Origin of the sequence: Thioalkalivibrio sp. ALE23, from assembly GCF_000378545.1 — a bacterium.
GTDB lineage: Bacteria > Pseudomonadota > Gammaproteobacteria > Ectothiorhodospirales > Ectothiorhodospiraceae > Thioalkalivibrio.
Genome location: NZ_KB900031.1, coordinates 463901 through 487438, shown reverse-complemented (window position 1 = coordinate 487438; position 23538 = coordinate 463901). Strand labels below are relative to the sequence as shown.

At 68.7% G+C, this 23538-nt stretch carries 23 protein-coding genes; 11 read left to right on the top strand and 12 right to left on the bottom strand.

Annotation, left to right across the window (positions count from 1 at the left end; translation table 11 throughout):
• The first annotated feature begins 75 nt into the window (after nucleotides 1-75).
• The 3 genes from tldD (at nucleotide 76) to pmbA (ending at nucleotide 3305) form a co-directional block, all read left to right on the top strand.
• Entirely contained in the window at nucleotides 76-1515 is a 1440-nt protein-coding gene (gene tldD, locus F573_RS0102345) for a metalloprotease TldD (protein WP_019021325.1), read from the top strand.
• A 59-nt stretch (nucleotides 1516-1574) separates the two neighbouring features.
• A complete protein-coding gene (locus F573_RS0102340) occupies nucleotides 1575-1835 on the top strand; it encodes a hypothetical protein (RefSeq protein ID WP_018870123.1) in 261 nt (86 codons plus the stop codon).
• Nucleotides 1836-1931: 96 nt separating this feature from the next.
• Nucleotides 1932-3305 (top strand): metalloprotease PmbA, encoded by a 1374-nt coding sequence (pmbA, locus tag F573_RS0102335; RefSeq protein WP_019021324.1) that lies wholly within the window; start codon nucleotides 1932-1934, stop codon nucleotides 3303-3305.
• On the opposite strand, the gene F573_RS0102330 is transcribed toward pmbA, so the two are convergent.
• Entirely contained in the window at nucleotides 3306-4229 is a 924-nt protein-coding gene (locus F573_RS0102330) for a diguanylate cyclase (protein WP_019021323.1), read from the bottom strand.
• Nucleotides 4226-9304: a PAS domain S-box protein gene (locus F573_RS0102325; protein ID WP_196801790.1), complete on the bottom strand. Its 5079-nt coding sequence runs from the start codon at nucleotides 9302-9304 to the stop codon at nucleotides 4226-4228. The genes F573_RS0102330 and F573_RS0102325 overlap by 4 nt, the downstream gene beginning before the upstream one ends.
• A 214-nt stretch (nucleotides 9305-9518) precedes the next feature.
• Between F573_RS0102325 and F573_RS0102320 the strand changes: the two genes are divergently transcribed.
• Nucleotides 9519-10841 (top strand): hypothetical protein, encoded by a 1323-nt coding sequence (locus tag F573_RS0102320; protein WP_019021321.1) that lies wholly within the window; start codon nucleotides 9519-9521, stop codon nucleotides 10839-10841.
• 34 nt (nucleotides 10842-10875) lie between these two features.
• Here the strand turns inward: F573_RS0102320 and F573_RS0102315 are convergent, their stop codons facing one another.
• The 4 genes from F573_RS0102315 to purM are packed head-to-tail and all read right to left on the bottom strand — an operon-like array spanning nucleotide 10876 to nucleotide 14852.
• Nucleotides 10876-12282, bottom strand: coding sequence for an NAD(P)/FAD-dependent oxidoreductase (locus tag F573_RS0102315; protein ID WP_019021320.1), 1407 nt, complete (start codon nucleotides 12280-12282; stop codon nucleotides 10876-10878).
• An 8-nt stretch (nucleotides 12283-12290) separates the two neighbouring features.
• The gene (locus F573_RS0102310; protein WP_026300768.1) at nucleotides 12291-13130 is read right to left on the bottom strand and encodes a DUF3108 domain-containing protein; all 840 of its coding nucleotides are present in this window, start codon (nucleotides 13128-13130) and stop codon (nucleotides 12291-12293) included.
• Nucleotides 13108-13785 carry a phosphoribosylglycinamide formyltransferase gene (purN, locus tag F573_RS0102305; protein ID WP_019021318.1) on the bottom strand — a complete coding sequence of 226 codons (678 nt, stop codon included), beginning with the start codon at nucleotides 13783-13785 and terminating at the stop codon, nucleotides 13108-13110. The genes F573_RS0102310 and purN overlap by 23 nt, the downstream gene beginning before the upstream one ends.
• A gap of 5 nt (nucleotides 13786-13790) precedes the next feature.
• Nucleotides 13791-14852: a phosphoribosylformylglycinamidine cyclo-ligase gene (gene purM / locus F573_RS0102300; RefSeq protein ID WP_019021317.1), complete on the bottom strand. Its 1062-nt coding sequence runs from the start codon at nucleotides 14850-14852 to the stop codon at nucleotides 13791-13793.
• Between the two features lie 180 nt (nucleotides 14853-15032).
• Here purM and F573_RS0102295 point away from each other — a divergent pair, with 180 nt between their 5' ends.
• The 3 genes from F573_RS0102295 to hda are packed head-to-tail and all read left to right on the top strand — an operon-like array spanning nucleotide 15033 to nucleotide 17957.
• Nucleotides 15033-16082, top strand: coding sequence for a DUF2066 domain-containing protein (locus F573_RS0102295; protein WP_019021316.1), 1050 nt, complete (start codon nucleotides 15033-15035; stop codon nucleotides 16080-16082).
• A 16-nt stretch (nucleotides 16083-16098) separates the two neighbouring features.
• Nucleotides 16099-17217 (top strand): AI-2E family transporter, encoded by a 1119-nt coding sequence (locus tag F573_RS0102290; RefSeq protein ID WP_019021315.1) that lies wholly within the window; start codon nucleotides 16099-16101, stop codon nucleotides 17215-17217.
• Complete coding sequence (hda, locus tag F573_RS0102285; protein ID WP_019021314.1) at nucleotides 17214-17957, top strand: DnaA regulatory inactivator Hda; 744 nt, start codon at nucleotides 17214-17216, stop codon at nucleotides 17955-17957. The genes F573_RS0102290 and hda overlap by 4 nt, the downstream gene beginning before the upstream one ends.
• On the opposite strand, the gene F573_RS0102280 is transcribed toward hda, so the two are convergent.
• Genes F573_RS0102280 through arsC form a run of 3 tightly spaced genes read right to left on the bottom strand, consistent with a single transcriptional unit; the run spans nucleotide 17930 to nucleotide 19292 of the window.
• Nucleotides 17930-18310 carry a DUF2069 domain-containing protein gene (locus tag F573_RS0102280; protein WP_019021313.1) on the bottom strand — a complete coding sequence of 127 codons (381 nt, stop codon included), beginning with the start codon at nucleotides 18308-18310 and terminating at the stop codon, nucleotides 17930-17932. The two genes, hda and F573_RS0102280, sit on opposite strands and share 28 nt — an antisense overlap.
• Nucleotides 18307-18933 carry an NAD(P)H:quinone oxidoreductase gene (gene wrbA / locus F573_RS0102275; RefSeq protein WP_019021312.1) on the bottom strand — a complete coding sequence of 209 codons (627 nt, stop codon included), beginning with the start codon at nucleotides 18931-18933 and terminating at the stop codon, nucleotides 18307-18309. The genes F573_RS0102280 and wrbA overlap by 4 nt, the downstream gene beginning before the upstream one ends.
• Complete coding sequence (gene arsC, locus F573_RS0102270; RefSeq protein WP_018935048.1) at nucleotides 18930-19292, bottom strand: arsenate reductase (glutaredoxin); 363 nt, start codon at nucleotides 19290-19292, stop codon at nucleotides 18930-18932. Before arsC ends, wrbA begins: the two co-directional genes overlap by 4 nt.
• A 26-nt stretch (nucleotides 19293-19318) precedes the next feature.
• Here arsC and F573_RS0102265 point away from each other — a divergent pair, with 26 nt between their 5' ends.
• The 4 genes from F573_RS0102265 to F573_RS0102250 all read left to right on the top strand — a co-directional run bounded on the left by F573_RS0102265 (nucleotide 19319) and on the right by F573_RS0102250 (nucleotide 21368).
• Nucleotides 19319-19609 (top strand): acylphosphatase, encoded by a 291-nt coding sequence (locus tag F573_RS0102265; RefSeq protein WP_018870108.1) that lies wholly within the window; start codon nucleotides 19319-19321, stop codon nucleotides 19607-19609.
• 72 nt (nucleotides 19610-19681) lie between these two features.
• The gene (locus F573_RS0102260) at nucleotides 19682-20308 is read left to right on the top strand and encodes a TetR/AcrR family transcriptional regulator (RefSeq protein ID WP_019021311.1); all 627 of its coding nucleotides are present in this window, start codon (nucleotides 19682-19684) and stop codon (nucleotides 20306-20308) included.
• 2 nt (nucleotides 20309-20310) lie between these two features.
• Entirely contained in the window at nucleotides 20311-20817 is a 507-nt protein-coding gene (locus F573_RS0102255) for a DsrE family protein (RefSeq protein ID WP_026300766.1), read from the top strand.
• A 44-nt stretch (nucleotides 20818-20861) separates the two neighbouring features.
• Nucleotides 20862-21368, top strand: a complete 507-nt coding sequence (locus F573_RS0102250; RefSeq protein ID WP_018870105.1) for a DsrE family protein — start codon at nucleotides 20862-20864, stop codon at nucleotides 21366-21368.
• A gap of 96 nt (nucleotides 21369-21464) precedes the next feature.
• Here the strand turns inward: F573_RS0102250 and F573_RS0102245 are convergent, their stop codons facing one another.
• From F573_RS0102245 to F573_RS0102235, 3 genes are read right to left on the bottom strand one after another with little or no spacing between them, the layout of a single operon-like run.
• Nucleotides 21465-22232: an ABC transporter permease gene (locus tag F573_RS0102245; RefSeq protein WP_019021309.1), complete on the bottom strand. Its 768-nt coding sequence runs from the start codon at nucleotides 22230-22232 to the stop codon at nucleotides 21465-21467.
• Nucleotides 22229-23209 (bottom strand): daunorubicin resistance protein DrrA family ABC transporter ATP-binding protein, encoded by a 981-nt coding sequence (locus tag F573_RS0102240; protein WP_019021308.1) that lies wholly within the window; start codon nucleotides 23207-23209, stop codon nucleotides 22229-22231. The genes F573_RS0102245 and F573_RS0102240 overlap by 4 nt, the downstream gene beginning before the upstream one ends.
• 22 nt (nucleotides 23210-23231) lie before the next feature.
• Nucleotides 23232-23528, bottom strand: coding sequence for a DUF3817 domain-containing protein (locus tag F573_RS0102235; protein WP_019021307.1), 297 nt, complete (start codon nucleotides 23526-23528; stop codon nucleotides 23232-23234).
• Nucleotides 23529-23538 lie beyond the last annotated feature (10 nt).

Here is a 23538-nt window from a genome sequence, read left to right as displayed (position 1 = left end):
CGCGGCTCGCGGGCTTGAAAGCGTTGCCCGGGCCCCAAGCATCATACTGACGAAAACGACCCAATCGAGGGATGCATGATCGACAACCTGGCCCGACAGACCCTGCTGGATCCCGCCGGTCTCGGCGAGTCCGAACTCTCCCGCCTGGTCGGAACGACCTTCGGCCAGGGCATCGACGGCGGTGACTGCTATTTCCAGTTCGCCTGCCAGGAGGGCTGGTCGCTGGAGGACGGGATCGTCAAGTCGGCGAGCTTCAACATCGAGCGCGGTGCCGGCATCCGCGTAGTGCGCGGCGAACAGACCGGCTTCGCGTATTCCGACGATCTCGCGATGCCCGCCCTGCTGGAGGCGGCGGGCACCGCGCGCAGCATCGCCCGAGCGGGCCAGAGCGGCGGCATGGCGGTGCAGGGGCGCACGCCCTCGCGCGAGCTTTACGTGCCCGACAACCCCATCGACTCCCTGGGCGAGCAGGAGAAGATCGACCTGCTCAAGGAGGTCGACGCCGAGGCCCGCGCCGCCGATCCGCGCGTGACCCAGGTGATGTGCTCGCTGGCCGGCTCGCGCGAGGTGGTGATGGTGCTCAACGCGCGCGGCGAGCTGACCACCGACGTGCGCCCGCTGGTGCGCCTGAACGTCCAGGTGATTGTCGAGCAGGGCGGACGCCGCGAATCGGGCAGCTCCGGCGGCGGCGGCCGCTTCGGTTATCGCCAGTTGATCGAGAACGGTCAGGCCGCTGCGCATGCGCGCGAGGCGGTGCGTCAGGCGCTGGTGAACCTCGAGGCGGTGGATGCCCCGGCCGGCAGCATGAAAGTGGTCCTCGGTCCGGGCTGGCCCGGCGTGCTGCTGCACGAGGCGATCGGCCACGGCCTGGAAGGCGACTTCAACCGCAAGGGCACCTCCGCCTTCGCCGGACGCATTGGCGAACGGGTCGCGGCCGAGGGCATCACCATCGTCGACGACGGCACGCTGGCCGGGCGCCGCGGCTCGCTCAATGTGGATGACGAGGGCAACCCCACCGAGGAAACCGTGCTGATCGAGGACGGCATCCTGCGCGGCTACATGCAGGACGAGCTCAACGCGCGTCTGAGCGGCACGCAGACCACCGGCAACGGTCGGCGCGAGTCCTACGCCCATCTGCCCATGCCGCGCATGACCAACACCTACATGCTGGGCGGTTCCGCCGATCCCGAAGAGATCATCGGTTCGGTGGAAGACGGCCTGTATGCGGTCAATTTCGGCGGCGGTCAGGTGGACATCACCTCCGGGAAGTTTGTGTTTTCGGCTTCGGAGGCCTATCTCATAGAGAACGGAAAGGTGACGCGGCCGGTGAAGGGTGCGACCCTGATCGGTAACGGTCCGGATGTCCTGACCCGCGTGTCGATGGTCGGCAACGACATGCAGCTCGACCCCGGCGTGGGTACCTGCGGCAAGGAGGGGCAGGGCGTGCCGGTGGGCGTGGGCCAGCCCACGCTGCGCATCGACGGCATGACCGTCGGGGGCACCCAGGCAGCATGACCCGGCAGCGTCCGGGGCGTCACCGGACCGGATCTGGCGAGCAAGAAAAGGAGAGCCGCATGAATACCGATTTTCTGGAACAGGAACGCTCCCTCCCGGAAGGCCACGGCCACGACAAGGTGGTGCAGTGGCACGTGTTCCGGGCCCGCGACAAGGCCGAGGAATTCGCCCGCCACGTCAATCTGGGCGAGGGCCAGGAGCTGATCGGCGGCTGGACCCGCGACAGCGTGGGCATGCTGTACTGGGTCGGCGTGCACGTGGATGACCTCGAACGCTGGGGCAACGTGGGCGCGGTCCACAAGCACGGCGCGCGCGTCTAGTCCGTCCTCGACACGGGGTCCGTGCCCGCCCCTGGTGGGGCGGGTGCGGACCCGTGGTTTTTTGTCTCCCCCATCGAACAACCGACCGGAATCCGCATGAGTCAACGTCCCGCAGTCGAGACCCCCGAAGCCGCCGCCCAGGCGCTGTCGCACAGCCCCGAATCCCTGCGCGCCCGCGTGCAGCAGGCGCTGGAGGAGGCAAAGAAGCAGGGGGCCACCGATGCCCAGGTGGTCGTCAGCCACAGCGTGGGTCTGGACCTGGGGGTGCGCAAGGGCGAGATCGAGACCCTGGAGCACGAACGCGACCAGAACCTGTCGCTGATCGCGCATTTCGGCCAGTCCAAGGGCGCGGCATCGACCACCGATTTCAGCGAGCAGGCCCTGCTCGACACCGTCGAGGCGGCCTGCCGCATCGCCCGCTATACCGAGCCGGATCCGTATGCCGGCATGCCGTCGATCGCCTTCAAGGCAGTGGACTGGGAAGATCTGGACCTGGATCACCCCTGGGAGCTGTCCATCGCGCAGGCCACCGAGCTGGCGCAGCGCACCGAACAGGCCGGGTTCGACGCCGAGTCGCGCATCGAGAACTCCGAAGGCGCCTCGGTGAATACCCGCCGCGCGATGGCGTTCCTCGGCGACACCCAGGGCTTCATGGGCGGCTATCGCAGCACCCGTCATTCGCTGTCCTGCGCCCTGGTGGCGCGCGGCGATGACGGCATGCAGCGCGATTATGCCTACAGCGTCAGCCGCCGCGCCGCCGATCTGGGCATCCCCGAGGACATCGGGCGCGAGGCGGCGGAGCGCACCGTGCGCCGGCTGGGCGGGGAAAAGCTCTCCACCCGCAGCTGCCCGGTGCTGTTCGCCCCGGAGATGGCGCGCACCCTGATCGGCAGCTTCACCCGCGCGATCTCCGGCCCGGCCCAGTTCCGCGAGAGCTCGTTCCTGCTGAATGCCCTGGACGAACGCATCTTCCCCGAATGGATGCGCATCGAGGAGCGCCCGCTGACCCCGCGCGGGCTCGGCAGCGCACCGTTCGACGGCGAGGGCGTGCAGACCCGCAACCGGCCGTTGGTGGAACAGGGCGTGCTGCGCAGCTACACCCTCGACAGCTACGCCGCCCGGCGCCTCGGCCGCGAGACCACCGGCAACGCCGGCGGCGCGCGCAACGTGACGGTGCGTCCGGGGACGCTGGACGCCCCGGGCATGCTGCGCGAGATGGGCACCGGGCTGCTGGTGACCGAGCTGATCGGTCAGGGCGTGAACCCGGTGACCGGCGACTACTCGCGCGGCGCGGCCGGGTTCTGGGTGGAAAACGGCGAGATCGTCCATCCGGTGGAGGAGATCACCATCGCCGGCAACCTCAGGGACATGTTCCGCGCCATCGTCGCCACCGGCTCGGACGTCGACTATCGCGGGAACATCCGCACCGGTTCGATCCTGATCGAGTCGATGACCGTCGCCGGGGAATAATCAGCCCCCGCAGCAGCGGTTGCGGCCGGCTTTCTTGGCCTGGTACAGAGCGTCGTCCGCTCGCGCGAGCACCGACTGCGCGTCGGCTCCGGGTTCTCCGACGGGGTCGAGGGTCGCGGCCCCCAGACTTACGGTGACCACCGGGGCCGCGCTGGAATGTTCATGCGGAAGGGCCAGCTCCTCAACCGCGTTTCTCAGTTTCTCGGCGACCTCCAGCGCACCGGATGTCGGCGTCCCGGGGAGCAGGGCCACGAATTCCTCGCCGCCATAACGGCACAGGGTGTCCCCGGGCCGGTTCAGCGTCCGCGCAAGTGTTTCAGCGACTTTCTGCAGGCAGCGATCCCCGGCCCCGTGCCCGTAATGGTCGTTGAAGCCCTTGAAGTGGTCGATGTCGAGCATGATCAGTGACAGGGGTTCCCCGTCGCGCTGACTGCGGCGGGTCTCCCGGTCCAGGTGCTCGTCGAAATAGCGACGATTGGGAATGCCGGTGAGGCCGTCGAGCATTGCGTACTGTTCCAGCAGGTCGGTCCTGCGCTTGAGCTTCACTTGCGTGTTGACACGGGCGCGGACGATCGCCGGGCTGAACGGCCGGGCGATGTAGTCCACCGCGCCCAGGTTCAGTCCGTGCTCTTCGTCGCGCGCGTCGTCGAGCGCCGTGACGAAGATAATGGCAATGTCGCTGGTGTGCGGGTCTTCCTTCAGACGTCGGCAGACCTCGTAGCCGTCGATGCCGGGCATCTGGATGTCCAGCAGGATCAGGTCGGGGCGCTCCGGGGCACCCTCTGCGGCCAGCGCCAGGGCCTTCTCGCCGTTGTTCGCAACCCGAATGCGGTAATCGTCCTTCAGAAGGTGTCCCAGCGCCTGGATGTTGGTCGGTTCGTCGTCGACCAGCAGCAGGGTCGGCTTCGGTTCATCGTGGTTCATGTAATGTTTCCTTGATCAGGCCCCTGCCCGGGTGTCAGCTCGTCGAGGGTTTGCAGGGCCTCATCGAATGCCATGCCTTGTACCTGCGCTTCCAGTCTCTCGCAGTCCAGACCGCGACCCCGCAGCCATGCCAGGGCCTCGCGCAGGGTTTCCTCTTCGATCAGTTCGCTGGCTTCCAGTTGCTGGCGCAGGGTGGCGACCGCGTGCACTGAACCAGCCGCATTGTCTTGTGCAATGTCGGGAAGGTTTGCGAGCGATTGTGAGGCTTCCCGGAATGCGGTTTCCAGACGATGTATGAGCCCGGCGGACACCGGGTCGCCGTCCTTGATCAGGCGGTCGATCTGTTCGGCCATGGACTGCAGGGTCGTGGCGGCGAGGGTACCGGCGACCCCCTTCAGGTTGTGCGCGAGCCGGTGCGCGTCGTCGTCCCGTGAGGCGCGCAGGTGGCCGATCAGCGGCTCGTAATCAGAGACCAGTCGGTCCCTGAAGTTGTGCAGCTGTCGGGAGTAAAGGGCCACATCGCCGCCGAAGTGCCGCAGACCCCTTGCCGGGTCGAAGCCTGGCAGCGTGGCGGGAAGAGCAGGGGAGGAAGAGTCTTCCTCTTCTGCGCCGGGCGTGGGCTCCGTTGTGGAGACGTCGAGATGGCTCGCGAGTGCGGCGTAGAGTTCGGTGCTGTCGACGGGTTTGCCGAGGTGTCCGTTGACCCCGGCATCCCGCGCGCGTTGGCGGTCTTCTTCCATGACCGCCGCCGAGAGGGCCAGAACGGGGCCCGTGTAGCCATCGGCCCGCAGGTTCCGGGTTGCATCGAAACCGTCCATTACGGGCATCTGCAGATCCATCAGTACCAGATCGGGCTTCTCCGCGCGCACGGCCTCGACCGCCTCGGCGCCGTTGTCGGCTGTGGTTACGCGGGCGCCGGTTTTTTCAAGAAGCTCCCTGCCCACTTCCTGGTTGATCTCGTTATCTTCCACCAGCAGCACACGATGGCCGCCCAGCTTCGGCACCCGGGCTGCCTGCGGAGCACGATCAGGGGGGCCGCCACCTTCTGCCCGCACCAGGGCATCGTAGAGTGATGAGGCGGTGATCGGCTTGGCCAGGTAGTCGGTGGTCAGCCCTTCAGGCAGGGTGATTTCATCCCGGGCGTAGGCGCTGACCATCAGGATCGGGGGCCGCGTCCGCTTCAGTTCGCCGCGCTGGCGCAGGCACTCGAGGGCTTCGCAGGTCTCGCTGCCATTCATGCCGCCCGGCATCATCCAGTCCATCAGGATGAAGTCGAACGGCTCGCCGCGGCGTTCCGCCGCCACCACCTGCTCGACGGCGGCCTCGCCACTGTCGGCCTCCTCGGCGAAGTAATGGCAGTGGTGCAGGAGTTCGCGCATGATCTGCCGGGCACTGGCCTGGTCGTCGACGATCAGCACCCGGCGGCTCGTGGTCTCGGGGCACTCGACAATCGCCTGTCGGTCCTGGCCCAGCGGCAGGGTCAGGGTGAAGGCGAAGGTGCTGCCCTCGTCGGGGACCGACTCCACCTCCAGTTTGCCGTCCATGGCCTCGACCAGGCGGCGACTGATTACCAGCCCCAGCCCGGTGCCGCCATATTTGCGGGTGGTGGAGGTGTCGGCCTGGCTGAAGGGGCGGAACAGCCGGGCGAGCTGCTCTTCGCTCATGCCAATACCGGTGTCGCGTACAAAAAAGCGCAGGGTGGCCTGACCATCCGTCACCGGCCCGGCCGCGCGGATCCCGAGCTCCACCGTCCCGCCGCGCTCGGTGAACTTGGTCGCATTGGCGAGCAGATTGCCGAGCACCTGGGACAGGCGCAGGTCGTCGCCAACCAGGGCGCGCGGCAGGTCGGGCTGGATGTCGTAGAGCAGCTCCAGTCCCCCGGCGTGGGCCTTCTCGCCGAACAGCGTCGCCATCTGCTCGACCACCTCGCCGAGTCTGAAGTCACGCGCTTCCAGCTCCAGCTGGCCGGCCTCGATCTTGGAGAAGTCGAGGATGTCGTTGATGAGGCCGAGCAGCATCCGCGAGGATTGCTGGATCTTGTGCACCTGATCGCGCTGCTTCGCGTCCAGCTCGGTCTGTTCCAGCAGCTGGCTCAGGCCGATGACCGCGTTCATCGGCGTGCGGATCTCGTGGCTCATGTTGGCCAGGAACTCGCTCTTGGCGCGGCTGGCCCGCTCCGCCTGCTCGCGTGCCTGCTCGGACTGCTGCTGGGCCTGCTTGATCTCGGTGAGGTCATCGTAGACCGCGACGATCTCGCCGGAGGAGAGGCGGAAGATCCGGTTCTCGCGCCAGCCGGCGATGCGCTCATCGTGGTACTGGGACATCGGCAGCAGCTCCGGCTCCCCGGTCCGCGCCACCCGCTGGAAGGCCTGCAACAGCCCCATCTCGCGGACACCGGGGAACCATTCGGTGAGCCGATGTCCGATGACCGAGTCGCGGGTGGTCCGGTCCATCTGCGCCGCCGCGGGATTGTAGTCGATGAACACGAAGTCCTCGCCGTCGTCCACCGGGCGGTAGACCGCCACCCCGCTGCCGGTCTGCTCGAATATGCCGGCGAAGCGCTCCCTGGATTCGCGCAGGGCCTGTTCCGCATTCCGGCGGTCGGTGACGTCGCGGATCAGACAGGCGAAACGTCCGCGCTCCGGCTGGAAGGCAGTGGTGGAAAAGTACCGCCCAAGCTCGGCGGCATAATCCTCGATGCTGCAGTTCTCCCCGGTCAGTGCGACGTGTCCGAAGTTTTCGATCCAGTGTGATTCGACCCCGGGAAGGATTTCGCGCACACGCCGGCCGACCGTCGTTTCGGCTTTCAGTCCGGTGAGTTGCTCGAATGCGGGGTTGACCGCGAGATAACGGTAATCCACCGGGTTCCCGTCGTCGTCGCAGATGATCTCGTGCAGAGCGAAGCCGTCCTGCAGCTCGCGGAACAGGACCTCGTACTGTTCTTGCGCATGCTGCTGTTCTTCCAGCAGGCGGATCTTGTTCCGCGCCAGCTCGACCAGGCCGGCAACCGAGGCGAGAAAACCGAGTTGCTGTTCGTCCGGTTCCGGCTGACGGTCCAGCCAGTTGAGGACCAGCAGATGGAAACCGCTCTGGCGAAAACCGAACGGATACCACAGCAGGGTTCCGATACCCATTTGGTCGTGCAGGATGCCGGTCGCGCCGTCCGCAACCAGGCTCGGGTGGGGCGCGTCTGCATGACTGTTCATCCAGCCCTGGCGGTTACGCATCTCGCGCAAGCCGTTGCCGAATACTGCCAGCGGGTAGGTGCCGATCGACGGCGTGATGGCAGGCCGTTCGGGATTGAGCCATTCCTCCCGGCCGGTGACCAGCTCGCGTTCGAAATCGATGTCGTAGACCAGCGCCCGGTCGGCACCCAGGGCCTCGCCCAGACTGCGGCAGGTGGTCTCCAGGATCGCCCCGACATCGTCCTCCGCGGCAATGGTATGGGCGATGGCGTCCACGGCTGTCCGGTGCCGACGCGTTGTCGACTCGATCTCGGCGGCGCGGGCCTCGGCCTGCTTCTGTTCGGTGATGTCGAGGATGAAACCGTCCAGCCAGGCGACCCCGCCCTGTTCGTCACGCACGGCGATGCCCCGTTCCTGGGCCCAGCGAATGGAGCCGTCGCGATGCCGGATCCGGTACCGGGTCTCCCAGGGCCGGTCGTCGGCGACGGCCTCCGCGACGGTCTGGTCGACCCGGTCGGCATCGTCGGGGTGGATCAGCTGTGCGTACGAGACGACGGTGTTATTGATCAGCTCCGCTGCGTCATAACCCGTCAGCGGGTCGGCTGCCCGGCTCATGAAGAGCATGGTCCAGGCGTCATCGTACAGGCAGCGGAAGGTGATCCCGGGGATGTTCTCCACCAGCGAGGCAAACTGGTTGCGTGCGTCTTCCAGTTCCTGGCGGGTCCGTTCGATATCGGAGATGTCCTGGATGATCGACCAGATCACCTCGCGTCCGTCCGGCGTCGTGGTCCTGAAGCCGTGGAGCAGGACCGGGTAGCGTGAACCGTCCTTGCGGATGTACTCCTTCTGGAACGGCCCGTAGCGGCCGGTGCGCTGCATCGATTCGAGCATGGCCTGTTCGTCGGCCATGTACTCTTCGGGAGTGACCTCCCAGTAGCTCAACTGCCGGAACTCCTCCCGGGTGTAGCCGGCGGGCTCATTGATGGCGGCATTGAAATCGAGGAATTCACCGGTGGCGAAGTCGTTCATGGCGATACCGACCGGGAAGAGCTCGAACAGTCCGCGGAATTTCTCTTCCTCGGCGGCGAGCCGCTGGCGGTTCGCCTCTTCCTCCGTGACGTCACGGTTGACGCCGACGACCCGGGTGGCCCGGCCGGCACTGTCCCGGATGACCTGGGCCTGACCGTGCAGGGTGCGTATGGTCCCGTCATCGGCGCGGCGAATGGTGATCCGGAGGTCGAATGGTGCGTCGGATTCAACGGCGGCCCGGAAGGCGGCCACGGCCGTATCCCGGGAATCCGGGGTCAGTGTCCCGGCCCAGTCCTCGAAGGCATTCCCGAACTCGGCGGGGTCGATGCCGTAGAGGCGGAACATGCCGTCGTCCCATTCCAGGTGGCCGCTGGCCATGTCGTAGTCCCAGATCCCCAGGCCGGCTGATTCCGTGGCCAGGGCCAGGCGCTCGCGGCTGCGCTCCAGCGCGGTGTTGACCAGCTTTTCAGCGGTGATGTTGCGGAACACGGCCAGGAAGAGGGTCCGCTCCTCGAACGGCAGCAGGACCACCGAGACGCGAACATCGATGACTGTGCCGTCCTTGCAACGGTGCCGCGTCTCGAAATCGTCCTGCCCCTGCTCAAGGATGGTCCGGATGTGCGCCTCGGTTTCCTCCGGTGTCTCCTGCGCCTCGTAATCGCCGATACGCAGGCCGGCGAACTCCTCGGCAGTGTAGCCGAGTTGCTCGTGGGCCAGCCGGTTGAACTGTACCGGCAGGCCGCTCTCCGGATCGATCAGCAGCGTGGCATCGGGATAGAGCTCGAACAGTGTGCGGAACCGCTCCTCGCCCACGGTCGAGACCTGCGCAGAACTGCCGTCACCAAGGGGAGGGGTCGCCATTCCGGGGTACACGCACTGCCTGTATGTAATGAAAGTCTCGCGCATTCCGGGGGGCGGTTGCGAGAGCCCGCTCGTGGTGGTTGGTTCCTCTCCGATCATGGGGGGCGTCGGCGATACGGTTCCGGCAGTATGAACCGGCATCACCTGAAGGGAGGGGAGAAACATGCAGGATTCAACCCGGAGACAGCGCGGACCCGTACGGCGCGCGGGGATCGTGGCCGCGTTCGTCGGGCTGGCGGCGGGGGGCGCGGTGGCCGGACCGCCGCAGGACATGGGCGAGGCTGCACGTGATTTCGTCGCAGCGGAAGGGTATTGCCGGGTCGAGAGCGGAGAGATACCGGACCTGTTGCGAGAGCGGCTGCCGCCGGAGCAGCGCGAATCGGTGCGGCCGTTCGAACGGGCCGGGCCGTGGACCGTGCCCGTCCTGCTGCTGGAGGGCCACGAGGGCCCGGCGGAACCGGCGCGTTACCGGATGCAGGCGGGCTTCGAGTGGATGGAGGGTAGTCCGCCCGGGCGGATGCGGGATCTGCATTTCGTGCAGATCGACCGTTTTGAACCTCCGGACGAGGACGCCGGCGACGGTAACGACGGCGGGGCGTGGGACGGGGTCTCCTGGCGCATGGTGATGAGCCCGATCCAGGGGTTCCCGGGTCACGTGGTCGCGGCCTCGCGCCGGAGCCTGGACGCATCGGCCATCGAACAGGCCCGCTGCCTCGAGCAGGCCTGTACCGATCCCGAACCGCTGGGTGACCGGGTCACGCAGTGGCGTGACAACGGCGAGGAGCTGTGGGATTTCGTCCCGCCATCGCTGCCCTCAACGCCGGAAGTCGGTCCGGACCCGGCATTCCTGCTGGGGTCCCTGCTGGATACCCGGCCGGGACAGCTGGAGGCCCGCGAGAGCGTCGGCTTCGCCGAGCCCTTCGCCGAGGCGGTGGTGGAAGTCGGGCTGGAGGAGCCGGGCGGCGTGGATATCCTGCTGCGCGACGGTGACCTGATGGACCACGAGCTGGAGGCGATCTGGCAGCGCCTGAGCGTCGGGCCGGACGCACAGGTCCGCACCGCCTGGGCGGTGGACCGGCGTCCGCCCCCGCCGTGGCTGGAGGAAGATGACGCCCCGGATGCCGCCCCGGACGACCCGGACGACGCCGGGAAGGACGGGCGGGATGCCGACGCCGGCAAGGGCGGCCAGCCCGCCGGTGCACTGCAGGGTTCGTGGCGTGCGGCGCTGGTCGAGGGTGACGTGCCGCTGGCGTATTTCAGCGTGTTTCACGGCCGCAGCGAGACCCGCGCGCAGGGCGATTTCCTGATGGGTAATGCCCGCGGGCCCGGGCTGGACGGGGCCAGCGGTGATCTGGATTCGGTGGAGCTTGCCGCAGACGGGGACCGCGTGGAACTGGTGTGGAACCCGACCCCGGACCGGCAGGAGAGTTACCACCTGGAGCTCGAACGCCTGGATGCGGACACCTGGGAGGGGCGCTTCCATGCGGCGCGCTATCCGCACGAACATGCGGTGCGGATGACGCGGCGCGGGGATTGAGACGGCCGGCCGGCGACGGGCGCCGGCCGGCGGGTCACAGGTCGAAGATCTCGGCCTTCAGGCCCCACTTGGAGGCCAGGGTCTCGGTGGCGTTGAGGAACTCCTCGGCGCGGGCCGGGTGGTTCCACTGGCCCTTCGCGATCCAGTTGAGTGCGGTGTCGCGATCGGGGGCCAGCGACAGGATGTGGATCAGCTCGCCGGCGTCACCGCCGATGACCTCGCCGCCCAGCAGGCCCCCGGTGTCCATGTCGCCGATCAGGCGGACGAAGCCCTCGGGCTCGTCCTGCCCCAGGGCGCGTGGCGAGGTCTCGAACGCGGCGAAGCCGACCGCGGGTTCCAGCTCTTCGTCCTCGGCATCGTCCTCGTCCATGCCCAGGCGCGCCATCTCCACCGCCGAATAGATGGCGATCGGCACGTAGCGCTCGTCCTGCTCGCGGGTGTTGCCGGTCTGGATGTTCTCCACCGCGATGGTGGCGTCGGCCAGCGCGTGGTTGGCGGTCTGCCATTCGCTGGCGACGTCGCCGATGGCATAGATGTGGTCGACATCGGTCTGCAGCGTGGCGCGCCGCTGCACGAAACCGCGCGCGTCCGTCTGCACGCCGACGGCCTCCAGGTTCAGGTCCGCGGTATGCGGCGTGCGGCCGGTGCCGAGCAGGACCCAGTCGACCTCGTGGCGTCCGCCGTCCTGATCGGTGATGACGACTCCGTTATCGGTGGTCTCCACGCTCTCGTAGCCCTTCACCCGGATCGGCTCGACGCCGTTCTCGCCCAGCTTGTCCTTCAGCGTCGACAGGGCCTGGGGGCTGAACTTCTGGCCGTTCAGGGGCTGCGAGCGGGTCAGCCAGGTCACTTCCTTGCCAAGCATGGAGAAGATGAAGGCGAATTCGGTGGCCACCACGCCGGAGCCGATGATCGCCACCCGGCGGCCCTGCGGCGGACGCTCGTCGAACAGCATGTCGGTGGTGATCACCCGCCCGGGGACGGCCTCGAACGGGGCGGGCACGGTGGCGGTGGCGCCGGTGGCGATGATGGTGTGCTTCGCCTCCAGGGTCTCGCTGCCGTCGGCGCCCGTGACCTCCAGGGTGCTGGCGTCGCGAAAGCGGGCGGTGCCCTCGCGGTACTGGATCTTCAGGTGCTTCATGTATTCCAGGTAGGAATCGCGCACCGAGGTCACGACCTCCTTCTGATGGTCCCAGGCCGGGTCCATCTCCGCGCTCAGCGAGCCCCGGATGCCGCGGCCCTCGAAGTGGCGCTGGGCGGCCACCGTGCGCGCGGTGTGGTACCAGTCCTTCTTGGGCACGCAGCCGCGGTTGAGGCAGCAGCCGCCCCAGGTGTCCTTCTCGATGATGACGACGGAGAGTCCGCGCAGGGCGCCGAGGACGGCGGCGCGATAACCGCCGGGGCCGCTGCCGATGATGGCCAGGTCGAAGGTTTCGCTCATGGATGTGCTCACGGATTGGGGTCTTCGGTCAGGTCGATGATGGGTTCGTGCCATTCCAGCGCGGTGAGTTCGAGTTCGAACACGCGCCCCCCGGCTTCGTAGTCGAAGCGCACGGGGATGTGGTTCAGGTCCGGGGCGAACCAGGCGGCGAGTTCGACATCGCCGTTGTCGCTGCGGCGGACCACGCGCACGGTGTCCAGCGAGCCGATGCCGGAGTCCACGGTCTCCTCGCCGTCGCGGCGGAATTCGTATTCGCGCAGGCGGTCGCGCTCCAGGGTGCGGATGCGGACGGTGTCGCCGGTGTTGCCCAGTTCACCGGTTTCCAGCTGCTGCATCATCATGTAGAGCGAGCCAAGGAAGTCGAGGGTGCCCTCGGGCACGTCGAGCGTGAACCGCTCGCTGTCGATGTGGCCGATGGCCTGCTGTTCCTCGTGGTCCAGGCGGGTTTCGACTTTGCGCTCCTCACGCGGGGTGACCTGGTGGGAGCGCGACGAGATCAGGTGCAGGCCGGAACCATTGGTGTTCAACAGCGATTCGCGGCTGAGTTCGAAGCGTCCGAGTACGCGCAGGAATCCGGTCACGTGGGCATCCATCGCCATGCGCGTGCGGAGGTCTTCGTGGTTGAGGCTCATGGAGGCATTCAGCGTGCTGGCCATGGCCGTGGCCTCGAAGCTGGCGGTGAACGGCGGGATCCGCGACGCGTCCGCCGGGTCCGCGTTGCTGTCGGCGGCAGGGGCGGCGGTCGGGAACGCCGTTGCGAGGATCGCGGCCAGCGCCAGGACGAGACCGGTCAGCAACCGCGCCGTGAAACGCCGTCGGGCGGCGTCAGGACGATTCACCTGGGGCATGGGAAGTCACCTCGTGATCGAGCTGCAGGGGCGCCTCCAGCGGGGCGCCATCGTACCGGATCGTGGGTTCCGACCACTGAATCCGCCCTGAACACACCAGCCCGGCTGCTGCGGGGTAGAGGCGGTGCTCGGCCTGCTGCACGCGCGCACTCAGGGAGGCTTCGGTGTCGTCGGCCAGAACCGGGACCCGTGCCTGCATGATAACCGGTCCCCCGTCCAGTTCCGGCGTGACGAAGTGCACGCTGGCGCCGTGTTCGGTCTCGCCGTCGGCCAGGGCGCGGGCATGGGTGTCCAGCCCGCGGTACTTCGGCAACAGCGACGGGTGAATGTTCAGCAACCGTCCGGTAAAGCGTTCCACGAATCCCGGGGTCAGGATGCGCATGAACCCGGCCAGCAGCACCAGGTCCGGTTCGAACGCCTCGATGGTTTCGGCCAGGGCCGCGTCGAACGGTTCGCGCCCGGCGTAGTCGCGGTGGTTGAGGACCTGTTCCGGGATGCCGCGGGCGCGCGCAAACTCGAGTCCGCCGGCGTCGGGGCGGTTGCTGATCACGCCGACCACCCGGCCGTTGATCTCGCCGCGTTCACAGGCGTCGATCAGGGCCTTGAGGTTGCTGCCGCGCCCGGAGATCAGCACGACCAGGCGTTGCGGGGCCATGCCTGTCATCCCGCGGTGTACACCACGCCGGGTTCGTGTTCCGCGCACTCGGCGACCACGCCGACCGGCCAGGCCGGGACGCCGGCGGCCGCCAGTTCCGAAGACACCGCCTCCACGCTGGCCTCCGGCAGGATCAGCGTCATGCCGATGCCACAGTTGAAGGTCAGCAGCATTTCCTCGTCGGCGATGCCGCCCTGCTGCTGTAGCCAGCGGAACACCGCCGGCCACTGCCAGGCGTTCGTGTCGATGCGCGCATGCAGGGTCTCCGAGAGCAGCACGCGCGGCAGGTTCTCGGTCAGGCCGCCGCCGGTGATGTGGGCCGCTGCGTGCACCGGGTGGCGTGCCATGACCTCCAGCAGCGGCCGGGCATAGATGCGGGTGGGCGCCATCAGGGCCGCGCCCAGGGTCTCGCCGTCGCCGCCGGGCAGCGGCGCGTCGAGGTCCGCCTGCACGTGTTCCAGGATCCGCCGGATCAGCGAGTAGCCGTTGGAATGCGGACCGCTGGACGCCAGCCCGAGGATCACGTCGCCCGCGGCCACCTGGCTGCCGTCCAGCAGTTGATCCTTCTCCGCGATGCCGACCGCGAAGCCGGCGACGTCGTAGTCCTCGCCCTGGTACATGCCGGGCATCTCGGCGGTCTCGCCGCCGATCAGCGCGCAGCCGGCCTGCTCGCAGCCCTCGGCAATGCCGGTGATCACGTCGCCGGCGACATCGATGTCGAGGCGCCCGGTGGCGTAATAGTCGAGGAAAAACAGCGGCTCGGCGCGCTGCACGATGATGTCGTTCACGCACATCGCCACCAGATCGATGCCGATCGAGTCGTGACGATCGGTCTGCTGGGCGAGCCGCAGCTTGGTGCCCACCCCGTCGGTGCCGGACACCAGTACCGGGCGGCGGTAGCGATCCACGGGCAGTTCGAACAGCGCGCCGAAGCCGCCCAGGCCGGCCAGGACCTCGGGGCGCAGGGTGCGCTGCGCGTGCGGCTTGATGCGTTCGACGAGTTCCGACCCGGCGGCGATGTCGACGCCGGCCTCGCGATAGGTCAGACCGGAAGAGGATTCGGACATGGGCAACGTTCCCGGAAAAGGGCCTTCTGGCGGGCCGCGACGCTGCCCGCGGGCAGGCGCGCATTGAACCCGGGCATGTTAGCCGCCCGTGCCGGGGCGTGCAAAGCACGGGCGGCGCGCCGGCGGCGGGCGCTGTGCTATGTTGAGCGGCGTGTTGCCTGCCTGCTGCCCGTGAGTCCCATGCCTGCCGTGTCGCGTTCCATTTCCGCTGTCGCTCTGTTCCTGTCCCTGTGGCTGATCGCTTTGCTGCCACAGGCCGCGGGGGCGGGGACGCTGGTCGTTCAGAGCGATGCGGAAGAGCGCGAAGCGGCGCTGGCGGAAGGGCTCCACGCGGCGCTGGTGCGGGTAGCGGGGCTGGATTCCGACGCGGTGCGGGCGCTCGCCGACGAGCTGCGCGAGACCCCGGACGATGACGAACTGCCGGCGGCGCTGGAGCGCCAGCAGGCGCGCGACGCGGGCGGCTACCGCCTGGAGTTCGACCGGACTGCCCTGCGCCGGTCGCTGCGCGACGCCGCCGTTCCGATGATCGTCGGCTCGCGTCCGTCCCTGCTGGTGTGGGCGGTGGAGGAGGCCGACGGCCGGCGTGACCTGCTGGGCACCGCGTCCGTCGGGGAGGACTCCGGCGTGCTGGCCGCACTGGAGACCCTGGCCGGCGAGCGGGACATGCCGCTGCTGTTGCCGCTGGGGGATCTGCAGGACCGGCGCGAGGCGCGCATCAGCGACATCGTCGGACGCGTGACCGAGCCGCTGTTCGAGGCCGCTCGGCGCTATGGTCCGGACGGCCTGATCCTGCTGCACCTGCGACCGGCGGAAGGCGAGACCCGCGCGCGGGCCCTGCTGGTGCACCGGGACCGCGAATACCGTGCCGAGGCTACCGCCGCGGATGCCCCGGCGGCCGCGCGTCGGGCGACCGCCGCCGCGCTGGACCGGATGGGCGCTGATCTGGCGCGGGTGCCGGATGAACCCGAGTGGATCACGGTGGGCTTTACCGGGGTGGCGGGTTTCGACGGTTTTCGCCAGTTGCGAGCCCGGCTGGGTGGCATGGAGGCCATCGAACGCGTGCAGCTGGACTCGCTGGGCGGGGCCGCCCTGACCCTGCGGTTGCGCACCGGTCTGGATGCCGAGGCCCTGGGCGAAGTGCTGCAGGACGCGGGTTTCACCGCGGCCGGGGAGGAGGAGCGGGAAGAGGCCGGACGCCCCGACGCCGCACTGTGGCTGGGTGTGCGTTGATCCGGAGGAGGATCCGATGAGCGCCGCAGGAACCCCGCCCCCCGGTGACCCGACCCCGGGAAACGTATCCGCCGCCACCGTGGCCGCCCTGCTGGGGCTGCTGGTCGTGGCCGGCGCGCTGTATCTGCTGGCGCCCATTCTCATGCCGTTTCTGGTCGCGCTGCTGGTGGGCTACCTGTTCAATCCGCTGGTGACCCGCCTGGGGGTGCGTCTGCAGACCTCCCGCACGGTGGCGACGCTGGTTATCTTCCTGCTGGTGATGCTGCTGCTGGCGGCGGTGGTGCTGATCCTGATCCCGCTGGTCGCCGCCCAGCTGGAGCGGTTGTTCCTGTTCCTGCCGGAGATCATGGCGTGGTTCGACCAGCAGGCACGGCCATGGCTGGAGCGGCATTTCGGCGACGGCATCCCGGCGCTGGATCCGCAGGCGGTGCAGGACATGGTGGCGCGCCACTGGCAGGAGGCGGGCGGCCTGGCCGGCGGCGCGCTGCACTGGATCGGAAGTTCCACCACCGCGCTGGTGATGGGCGTGCTCAACCTGGTGTTGATCCCGGTGGTGAGCTTCTACCTGCTGCGCGACTGGCCGCGCCTGATCGACGGCCTGCATGACCTGCTGCCGCTGGGCTGGCGGCCCCCGGTGGAGACCTTCGCGCGCGAATCCGACGAAGTGCTGGGTGCGTTCCTGCGCGGGCAGCTGCTGGTGATGGTTTCGCTGGGCCTGTTCTATGCGGTGGCCCTGTCGCTGGTGGGCGTGGAGCTGGGGCTGGCCATCGGCGTGATCGCGGGTGTGGTGAGTTTCATCCCGTATGTGGGCGTGATCGTTGGTATTACCCTGGCCAGCGCTGCAGTGCTGTTCGCCGGCGACGGCTGGGTCCTGCTGCTGGTGGTGTGGGCGATCTTCGCGGTGGCGCAGGTCCTCGAATCGGTCTGGCTGACGCCGTGGCTGGTGGGGGACCGCACCGGGCTGCACCCGGTGGCGGTGATCTTCGCCGTGCTGGCCGGGGGGCAGCTGTTCGGGTTCGTGGGGGTGCTGCTGGCCCTGCCGGTGGCGGCGGTGCTGGCCGTTGCGGTGCGCCACGCGCTGGCGCATTATCGCGCGCTCAATCAGCCCGCCCCCGGAGGGGATGCCGACCCGTGACCCGAGATCCCGCCAGCGCCGACACCGACGTGGCCCAGCTCCCGCTGGACCTGCGGCTGCGCGATGCCTCGCGCTTTGCGGAATACCACGCCGAAGCCAACCGGATCGCGCGCGACACCGTGGAGAGCCTGGGGCGCAACGCCGGGCTGAGTCAGCCGCAGGTCTATCTGCACGGGCCGGGCGCGACCGGCAAGACCCATCTGCTGCAGGCCGCCTGCCACGTGGCGCACGAGCGCGGCGACCGGGCCGCCTACCTGCCGCTGGCCGAACTGGCCACGGCGCCGCCCGCGGCGGTGCTGGACGGGCTGGAGCGTGCAGGGCTGGTGGCGCTGGATGACCTCGCTGCGGTGGTCGGCTCGCCGGCCTGGGACGAGGCGCTGTTCGGCCTGCTCAACCGTCTGCGCGATGCCGGTTGCCGAGTGTTGCTGGCGGCGCCGGAACCGCCGGACGGCATGGGCGCCACCCTGCCGGATCTGAGCTCCCGTCTGGGCTGGGGGCCGGTATTCCGCCTGGAGCCCCCGGAGGAAGAGGACCTCCGGCGCATCCTGGTGGACCGCGCCCGGCGGCGCGGCCTGGAGATGCCGGATGCGGTCGCCAACTACGTGCTGCGCCACCAGCGGCGGGACGTGGCCGCGCTGCTGGCCCTTCTGGAACGCCTGGATCTGGCGGCGCTGGCCGAACAGCGCCGCCTGACCATCCCTTTCGTGCGCGATCAGCTGGCGCGTTCGGCCGCCGACTGAGCCGCGCGGGCGCGGCGCGCGTCCAGTTTCACGAACAGCAGGCTGCCGGTGAACCAGGCCAGGCTGAAGCCCGTGACCAGCGCACCGTAGAGACGGTCGCTGGCGACCGACGCCAGCGTGATCCCCAGGGTGATGTAGGCCAGTGCCAGCAGACTGGCCCAGGCGTGGGTGTAGCGCCGCGCATGCAGGGTCCCGCGCAGCGGGAACAGCAGCGGGACCAGCAGGATCGCCAGCGCGAGGGCGCGCGGCAGGGCCTCCGGCGGCTGCAGCCAGCCGGTGAATGCCAGCAGGGTGGCGAACAGGCCGAACCAGCCGATCAGGGCCATCCAGCGGAACAGGGCCACGAGGTTCATGCCTTGCCGCCTCCCTGGCCCTCTGCGGCCTGCAGCCGCTGTGCCAGCCGTCCCACGCGTTCGCCCAGCGCGCCGGCGATGCGCTGCTCCTCGCGCGAGACCGGCGCCTCGCCGCGTTCTCCGGCCACGTGGCTGGCGCCGTAGGGCGTGCCGCCGGTGGTGGTCGCGGAGAGTTCCGGCACGGTGTACGGCACGCCGGCCCACAGCATGCCCTGATGGATCAGCGGCAGGGCCATGGTCAGCAGGGTGGTCTCCTGACCGCCGTGCTGGGTGGCGGTGCTGGTGAACACCCCGAACGGGCGGTCCACCAGGCCGCCGCTGGCCCACAGCCCGCTGGTGCCATCGAGGAAGTGCTTCAGCGGCGCGGCCATGTTGCCGAAGCGGGTCGGCGAGCCCAGCACCAGCCCGGCGCATTCTTCCAGATCGCGGGTCTCGGCCCACGGCGGGCCGCTGTCGGGCACCGCCGGGGTGTCGCCCGGGGTGCCGGTGGTCACCGGCGGGACCGTGCGCACCCGGGCGGTGGCCCCGGACTGCTCCACGCCGGTGGCCACGTGGCGAGCCAGTTCGGCAGTGGCCCCGTAGCGGCTGTAGTACAGCACCAGGACTTCCACGGCGGCGCTCATGGGAGGATCTCCAGGATCTGTTCGGGCGGCCGGCCGATGCGGGCGGCGTCGCCGTGGATCAGGATCGGGCGCTCGATCAGTTTCGGGTGTTCGACCATGGTCCGGATCAGCGCCTCGTCGTCCAGCTCGGCGTCCTTCAGGCCAAGTTCGCGGTATTCGGCCTCGCCGGTGCGCAGGACATCCCGCGGGCCCAGGCCCAGGCGGGCGAGGATTGCACGCAGGGTGTCGGCATCCGGCGGGGTCTTCAGGTATTCGACGATCTCCGGCTCGATGTCGCGTTCACGCAGCAGGGCCAGCGCGGCGCGGGACTTGCTGCAGCGCGGGTTGTGGTACAGCGTAGGGCGTGGCGATTCGGACATGCACGGACTCCGGAGGTGAAGGATTCATGACTGAGGCCAATGATAACCGGGCCCGCCGCTGGCGTGTCAGCGGCCGGGTGCAGGGCGTGTTCTTCCGCGCCTCGACGCAGAAGCAGGCGCGCCCGCTGGGCCTGACCGGCCATGCCCGCAACCTCCCCGACGGCAGCGTGGAGGTGCTGGCGGTGGGCTCGCCCGAGGCCCTCGACCGGCTCGGGACGTGGCTGCGCGAAGGCCCCCGTCAGGCCCGGGTGGACGACCTGCAGGCCGAGGACGTTCCGATCCCGCAGCCGCCGCCGGAGCGCTTCACCACCGGCTGAGCCGGGGCAGGTCTTCCCCCATATGCATTGCGGGTGTAGATTAGAACGAACGTTCGTTTTAGTGAGACGTCGATGACCGCCAGTCCCGGAAAGGCCGTACGCGGGGAGAGCCTGCGCAAGCTGGTGCTGGACACCGCACTGGAGCGCTTCAGCACCGACGGCTATTTCAATACCTCCATCCACGACATCCGCCGCCAGGCCGGGGTGTCCATCGGTTCGATCTATCACCACTTCGGCAACAAGGAGGCCCTGGCCAAAGCGCTGTACGACGACCTGCTGCAGCGCATGGATGCCGGGCTGCAGCAGGTGATGGAGGAGAGTCAGGACTGCCGCACGCGCTGCGACGGGATCATCGCCTTTCTGTTCGAGACCACCGCACAGGCCCCGCAGACCATGCGCTTCGTGCTGGAGTCCCGCCACCGGGAGTTCCTGCCGGATGAACCGCCGGTGTGTTCGTCGCAGCCGTTCCAGCGCATGCGCGAATGCATCGAGCAGGGCATGGCGGCTGGCGAGCTGCGGCCGATGGAGGTGCCGGTGGCGGCCACCGTGGCCTTCGGTGGAGCCATCCGCCTGCTGCACCTGTACCTCGACGGCGTGCTGGACCGGCCGCTGTCCGACTTTTTGCCCGACATGCAGGAGGCGGCATGGCGGGCGATTGCGATGGATCCGCCTCGCAACACCACCCGGGAGAACGCATGATGATGAAAAGAATGGCCGTACTGCCTTTGCTGCTGGCGCTGGTCGCCTGGCCAATGCTGGCGGTGTCCGCCGCCGAAGCCGGCGCCGAACCCACCGACGCGAAGGCGCTGGAGGGCGTCGAGACCGGGCGCGTGGTGTTCGATCTCAACAACAGCGACCCCGAGGGGCTGGCGCTTTACTTGACGGTGATCCGCGAGACCCACGAGGACTTCACCGATCAGGGCGTGGAGCCGGACATGATCCTGACCTTCCGCGGGCTGGCGGTGACCATGGTCAGCGAGGACCGTGAGCGGTTCGAACTGACGCAGTTCGAGCATCTGGACGCGATCGAGGAGCACATCGCCGCGCTGCGCGAGAAGGGCGTGCGGATGGAGGCCTGTTCGGTGGCCACGCGCCTGTTTGGCGTGGAGAACCACGACCTTCTGCCGGGTATTGATCCCGTACGCAATACCTTCGTGTCGCTGACCGGGTATCAGGCGCAGGGCTATGCGGTGATCCCGATCTACTGAGACCGAGTGGAGCAACCGGAAAACCACCAGGAGGAGGAGACCACATGAGAAAAACGATACTGAGCATCTTTTTCGCCTGCGTCCTGCCGCTCGGTCTGGCCGTGCCGGCGGTCGCCGACGACGAGGGCCTGGACAACCGCGAGGCCACGCAGGGGATCGAGACCATGCGGGCGGTCTATGACATGCGCAAGTCCGATCCGGACGTGATGCTGGCGTACCTGCGCGGCATCGCCACCAACCACGAGAACCTGCTCAAGGAGGGCGTGGAGCCCGACCTGCGCATGGTGTTCATCGCCGAGGCGGTCAAGTTCATCACCACCGATCCGGAGCCGGAGGTCGACATCGACCACGCGGAGACCCTGGAGGAGATCGCGAAGGCAGTGGACCGGCTGGATGAACTGGGCGTGCAGATGGAAGTCTGCTCGGCCGCCACCCGCGCCTACGGCGTGGACAACGACACGATCCTGGAGCCGATCAAGCCGGTTCGCAGCGGATTCATCGCGGTGATGGGCTACCAGAACCAGGGTTACGCGCTGGTGCCGGTCTACTGAACCCGCACACCCCATCACACGGGGCCTTTGGGCCGTCGCATCCGTGCGCCGGCCTTTTTTTGTGCAGACGGCTGCGGGCGTAGCGCCCGCCGGGGCTCAGCCGCGCGCCAGCCGGCGGTTGAGCACCCATACGGACAACGGCGCGAACACCCCCGCGATCCCCGCCGCCCAGGCCAGCGATGCGAGCGCCGGGGCCGCGACCGCCCCGTCCGCGTTCATCAGCCCGCGCGCGGCGTCGGTCAGGAGCGACACCGGGTTGGCCTGGACGAAGCCCTGCAGCCACTCGGGCATGGTCTCCACCGGGACAAACGCCGAGCTGACGAACGTGACCGGGAACAGCGCGGTGAAGCCGAACAGCTGCACGTGTTCCGGGTCGCGCGCGAGCACGCCGACCAGCACCATCACCCAGGAGAACGCCACCGCGAAGGTCAGCACCAGCAGTACCATGACCAGCAGATGGCCGAAGGAGGTGGCCAGGCGGAAGCCCAGCAGGTAGCCCACGATCAGCAGCAGGGCGATGCACAGGAGCTGCTTCACCACGTCCGCGAGGATGCGCCCGGCCAGCGGCGCCCAGCGCGGGATGGGCAGGGCGCGGAAGCGGTCGAACACCCCGCGGGTCAGGTCGGTGTTGAGGCCGTGGCCGACATACACCGTGACGAACAGCATGTTCATCACGATTACGCCCGGCAGCACGAAGGCGAGGTAGTCATCCGGCGAGCCGGCGATGGCCCCGCCGAACACGAACAGGAACAGCACCAGAAACAGGATCGGCTGGATGGAGTAATCCCCCAGCTCCCAGGGGTTGCGGCGCACCTGCACCAGGCTGCGCCAGGCCAGCGCGAGGGTCTGGTCGAGGGCATTCATGCGGCATCCTCCCCGCTGTCCCCGGCGGCATCGGCCGGCGCGTCGCCGCTGCCGGTCTGCCCGGTGAGTGACAGGAATACGTCGTCCAGGCTGGCGCTGCGCAGGCCCAGCTCCGCGACCTCGATCCCGGCGGCATCCAGCTCGCGCAGCACCGCCGGCAGCAGCGAGGCCTCGGCCACCGGTGCGCTGACGGTCTCGCCTTCTACATGCGGTTCGCTGCCGGTGAGCGTGGCCACCTGGCGGGCGGCCGCATCCGCCTGGTCCGCCCGCGCCAGGCGCAGGAACAGCGTGCGCGTGCCGACCCGGGCCTTCAGCTCCGCGGCCGTGCCCTCGGCGATCACGCGGCCCTGATCCAGCACCACGATGGAATCGGCCAGTGCATCGGCCTCCTCGAGGTACTGGGTGGTCAGCAGCACCGTGGTGCCCGCGTCCTGCAGCCGGCGTACCCGCGCCCACAGGTCGCGGCGGGCACGCGGGTCCAGTCCGGTGGAAGGTTCGTCGAGGAACAGGATGCGCGGGCGGCCGACCAGGCTGGCCGCCAGATCCAGCCGCCGGCGCATGCCGCCGGAATAGGTCTGCACCGGGCGGTGCCCGGCGTCCCGCAGGGAGAAGTCGGCCAGCAGCTCGTCGGCGCGGGCCCGGGCCGCGGCGCGTTTCATGCCCAGCAGGCGGGCGATCAGGATCAGGTTCTCGCGCCCGGTCAGCTTCTCGTCCACCGAGGCGTACTGGCCGGTCAGGCCGATGATCTCGCGCACCCGCGCCGCCTGGTCGACGACATCGAGGCCGCCGACCCGCGCGCGACCGGCGGTGGGGGACAGCAGGGTCGCCAGCATGCGCACCGTGGTGGTCTTGCCGGCGCCGTTCGGGCCCAGCAGCCCGAGTACATGGCCGGCCGGAACCTGCAGGCTGACCTCGTCCACCGCGCGGGTGCCGGCGAAATCCCGGACCAGGCCTTCCACCTCGATGGTGTTGTCCACGCTTGCCTCCGTTTGCGGACGGTCAGGCGTGCTGCAGCTCGCGCGTCAGCTCGCGCCGGATCATCCAGTCCACGTACACGAACCCGAAGGGCACCGCGCCCATGATCAGTACCAGCAGCCACTTCAGAACCGACCAGCCGCGCATGTGGCTGGCCACCACGGTGGCGGCCGCATAGATCAGGAACAGGATGCCATGGATCCAGCCGACCCAGGTGACCGCCATGTGCATGTCCGCGTAGGTGCGCAGTGGCATGGCGACAAACAGCAGCGTGATCAGGGAGATGCCCTCGATCACGCTGATCGCGCGAAAGTATTTCATGGCCTTCCGG

Coding starts and splice junctions, on each gene's coding strand:
- F573_RS0102280 (WP_019021313.1), bottom strand. CDS start 18,310: ATGAACCTCGTGGCCCTGTTCCGCTGGATGGCCCTGATCGGCTGGTTC.
- F573_RS0102330 (WP_019021323.1), bottom strand. CDS start 4,229: ATGAACCACGATGAACCGAAGCCGACCCTGCTGCTGGTCGACGACGAA.
- purN (WP_019021318.1), bottom strand. CDS start 13,785: ATGGCCCCGCAACGCCTGGTCGTGCTGATCTCCGGGCGCGGCAGCAAC.
- F573_RS0102255 (WP_026300766.1), top strand. CDS start 20,311: ATGAAAAGAATGGCCGTACTGCCTTTGCTGCTGGCGCTGGTCGCCTGG.
- F573_RS0102295 (WP_019021316.1), top strand. CDS start 15,033: ATGCCTGCCGTGTCGCGTTCCATTTCCGCTGTCGCTCTGTTCCTGTCC.
- tldD (WP_019021325.1), top strand. CDS start 76: ATGATCGACAACCTGGCCCGACAGACCCTGCTGGATCCCGCCGGTCTC.
- purM (WP_019021317.1), bottom strand. CDS start 14,852: ATGTCCGAATCCTCTTCCGGTCTGACCTATCGCGAGGCCGGCGTCGAC.
- F573_RS0102245 (WP_019021309.1), bottom strand. CDS start 22,232: ATGAATGCCCTCGACCAGACCCTCGCGCTGGCCTGGCGCAGCCTGGTG.
- wrbA (WP_019021312.1), bottom strand. CDS start 18,933: ATGAGCGCCGCCGTGGAAGTCCTGGTGCTGTACTACAGCCGCTACGGG.
- F573_RS0102310 (WP_026300768.1), bottom strand. CDS start 13,130: ATGCCCCAGGTGAATCGTCCTGACGCCGCCCGACGGCGTTTCACGGCG.
- pmbA (WP_019021324.1), top strand. CDS start 1,932: ATGAGTCAACGTCCCGCAGTCGAGACCCCCGAAGCCGCCGCCCAGGCG.
- F573_RS0102250 (WP_018870105.1), top strand. CDS start 20,862: ATGAGAAAAACGATACTGAGCATCTTTTTCGCCTGCGTCCTGCCGCTC.
- arsC (WP_018935048.1), bottom strand. CDS start 19,292: ATGTCCGAATCGCCACGCCCTACGCTGTACCACAACCCGCGCTGCAGC.
- F573_RS0102260 (WP_019021311.1), top strand. CDS start 19,682: ATGACCGCCAGTCCCGGAAAGGCCGTACGCGGGGAGAGCCTGCGCAAG.
- F573_RS0102325 (WP_196801790.1), bottom strand. CDS start 9,304: ATGGCGACCCCTCCCCTTGGTGACGGCAGTTCTGCGCAGGTCTCGACC.
- F573_RS0102340 (WP_018870123.1), top strand. CDS start 1,575: ATGAATACCGATTTTCTGGAACAGGAACGCTCCCTCCCGGAAGGCCAC.
- F573_RS0102290 (WP_019021315.1), top strand. CDS start 16,099: ATGAGCGCCGCAGGAACCCCGCCCCCCGGTGACCCGACCCCGGGAAAC.
- F573_RS0102235 (WP_019021307.1), bottom strand. CDS start 23,528: ATGAAATACTTTCGCGCGATCAGCGTGATCGAGGGCATCTCCCTGATC.
- F573_RS0102315 (WP_019021320.1), bottom strand. CDS start 12,282: ATGAGCGAAACCTTCGACCTGGCCATCATCGGCAGCGGCCCCGGCGGT.
- F573_RS0102265 (WP_018870108.1), top strand. CDS start 19,319: ATGACTGAGGCCAATGATAACCGGGCCCGCCGCTGGCGTGTCAGCGGC.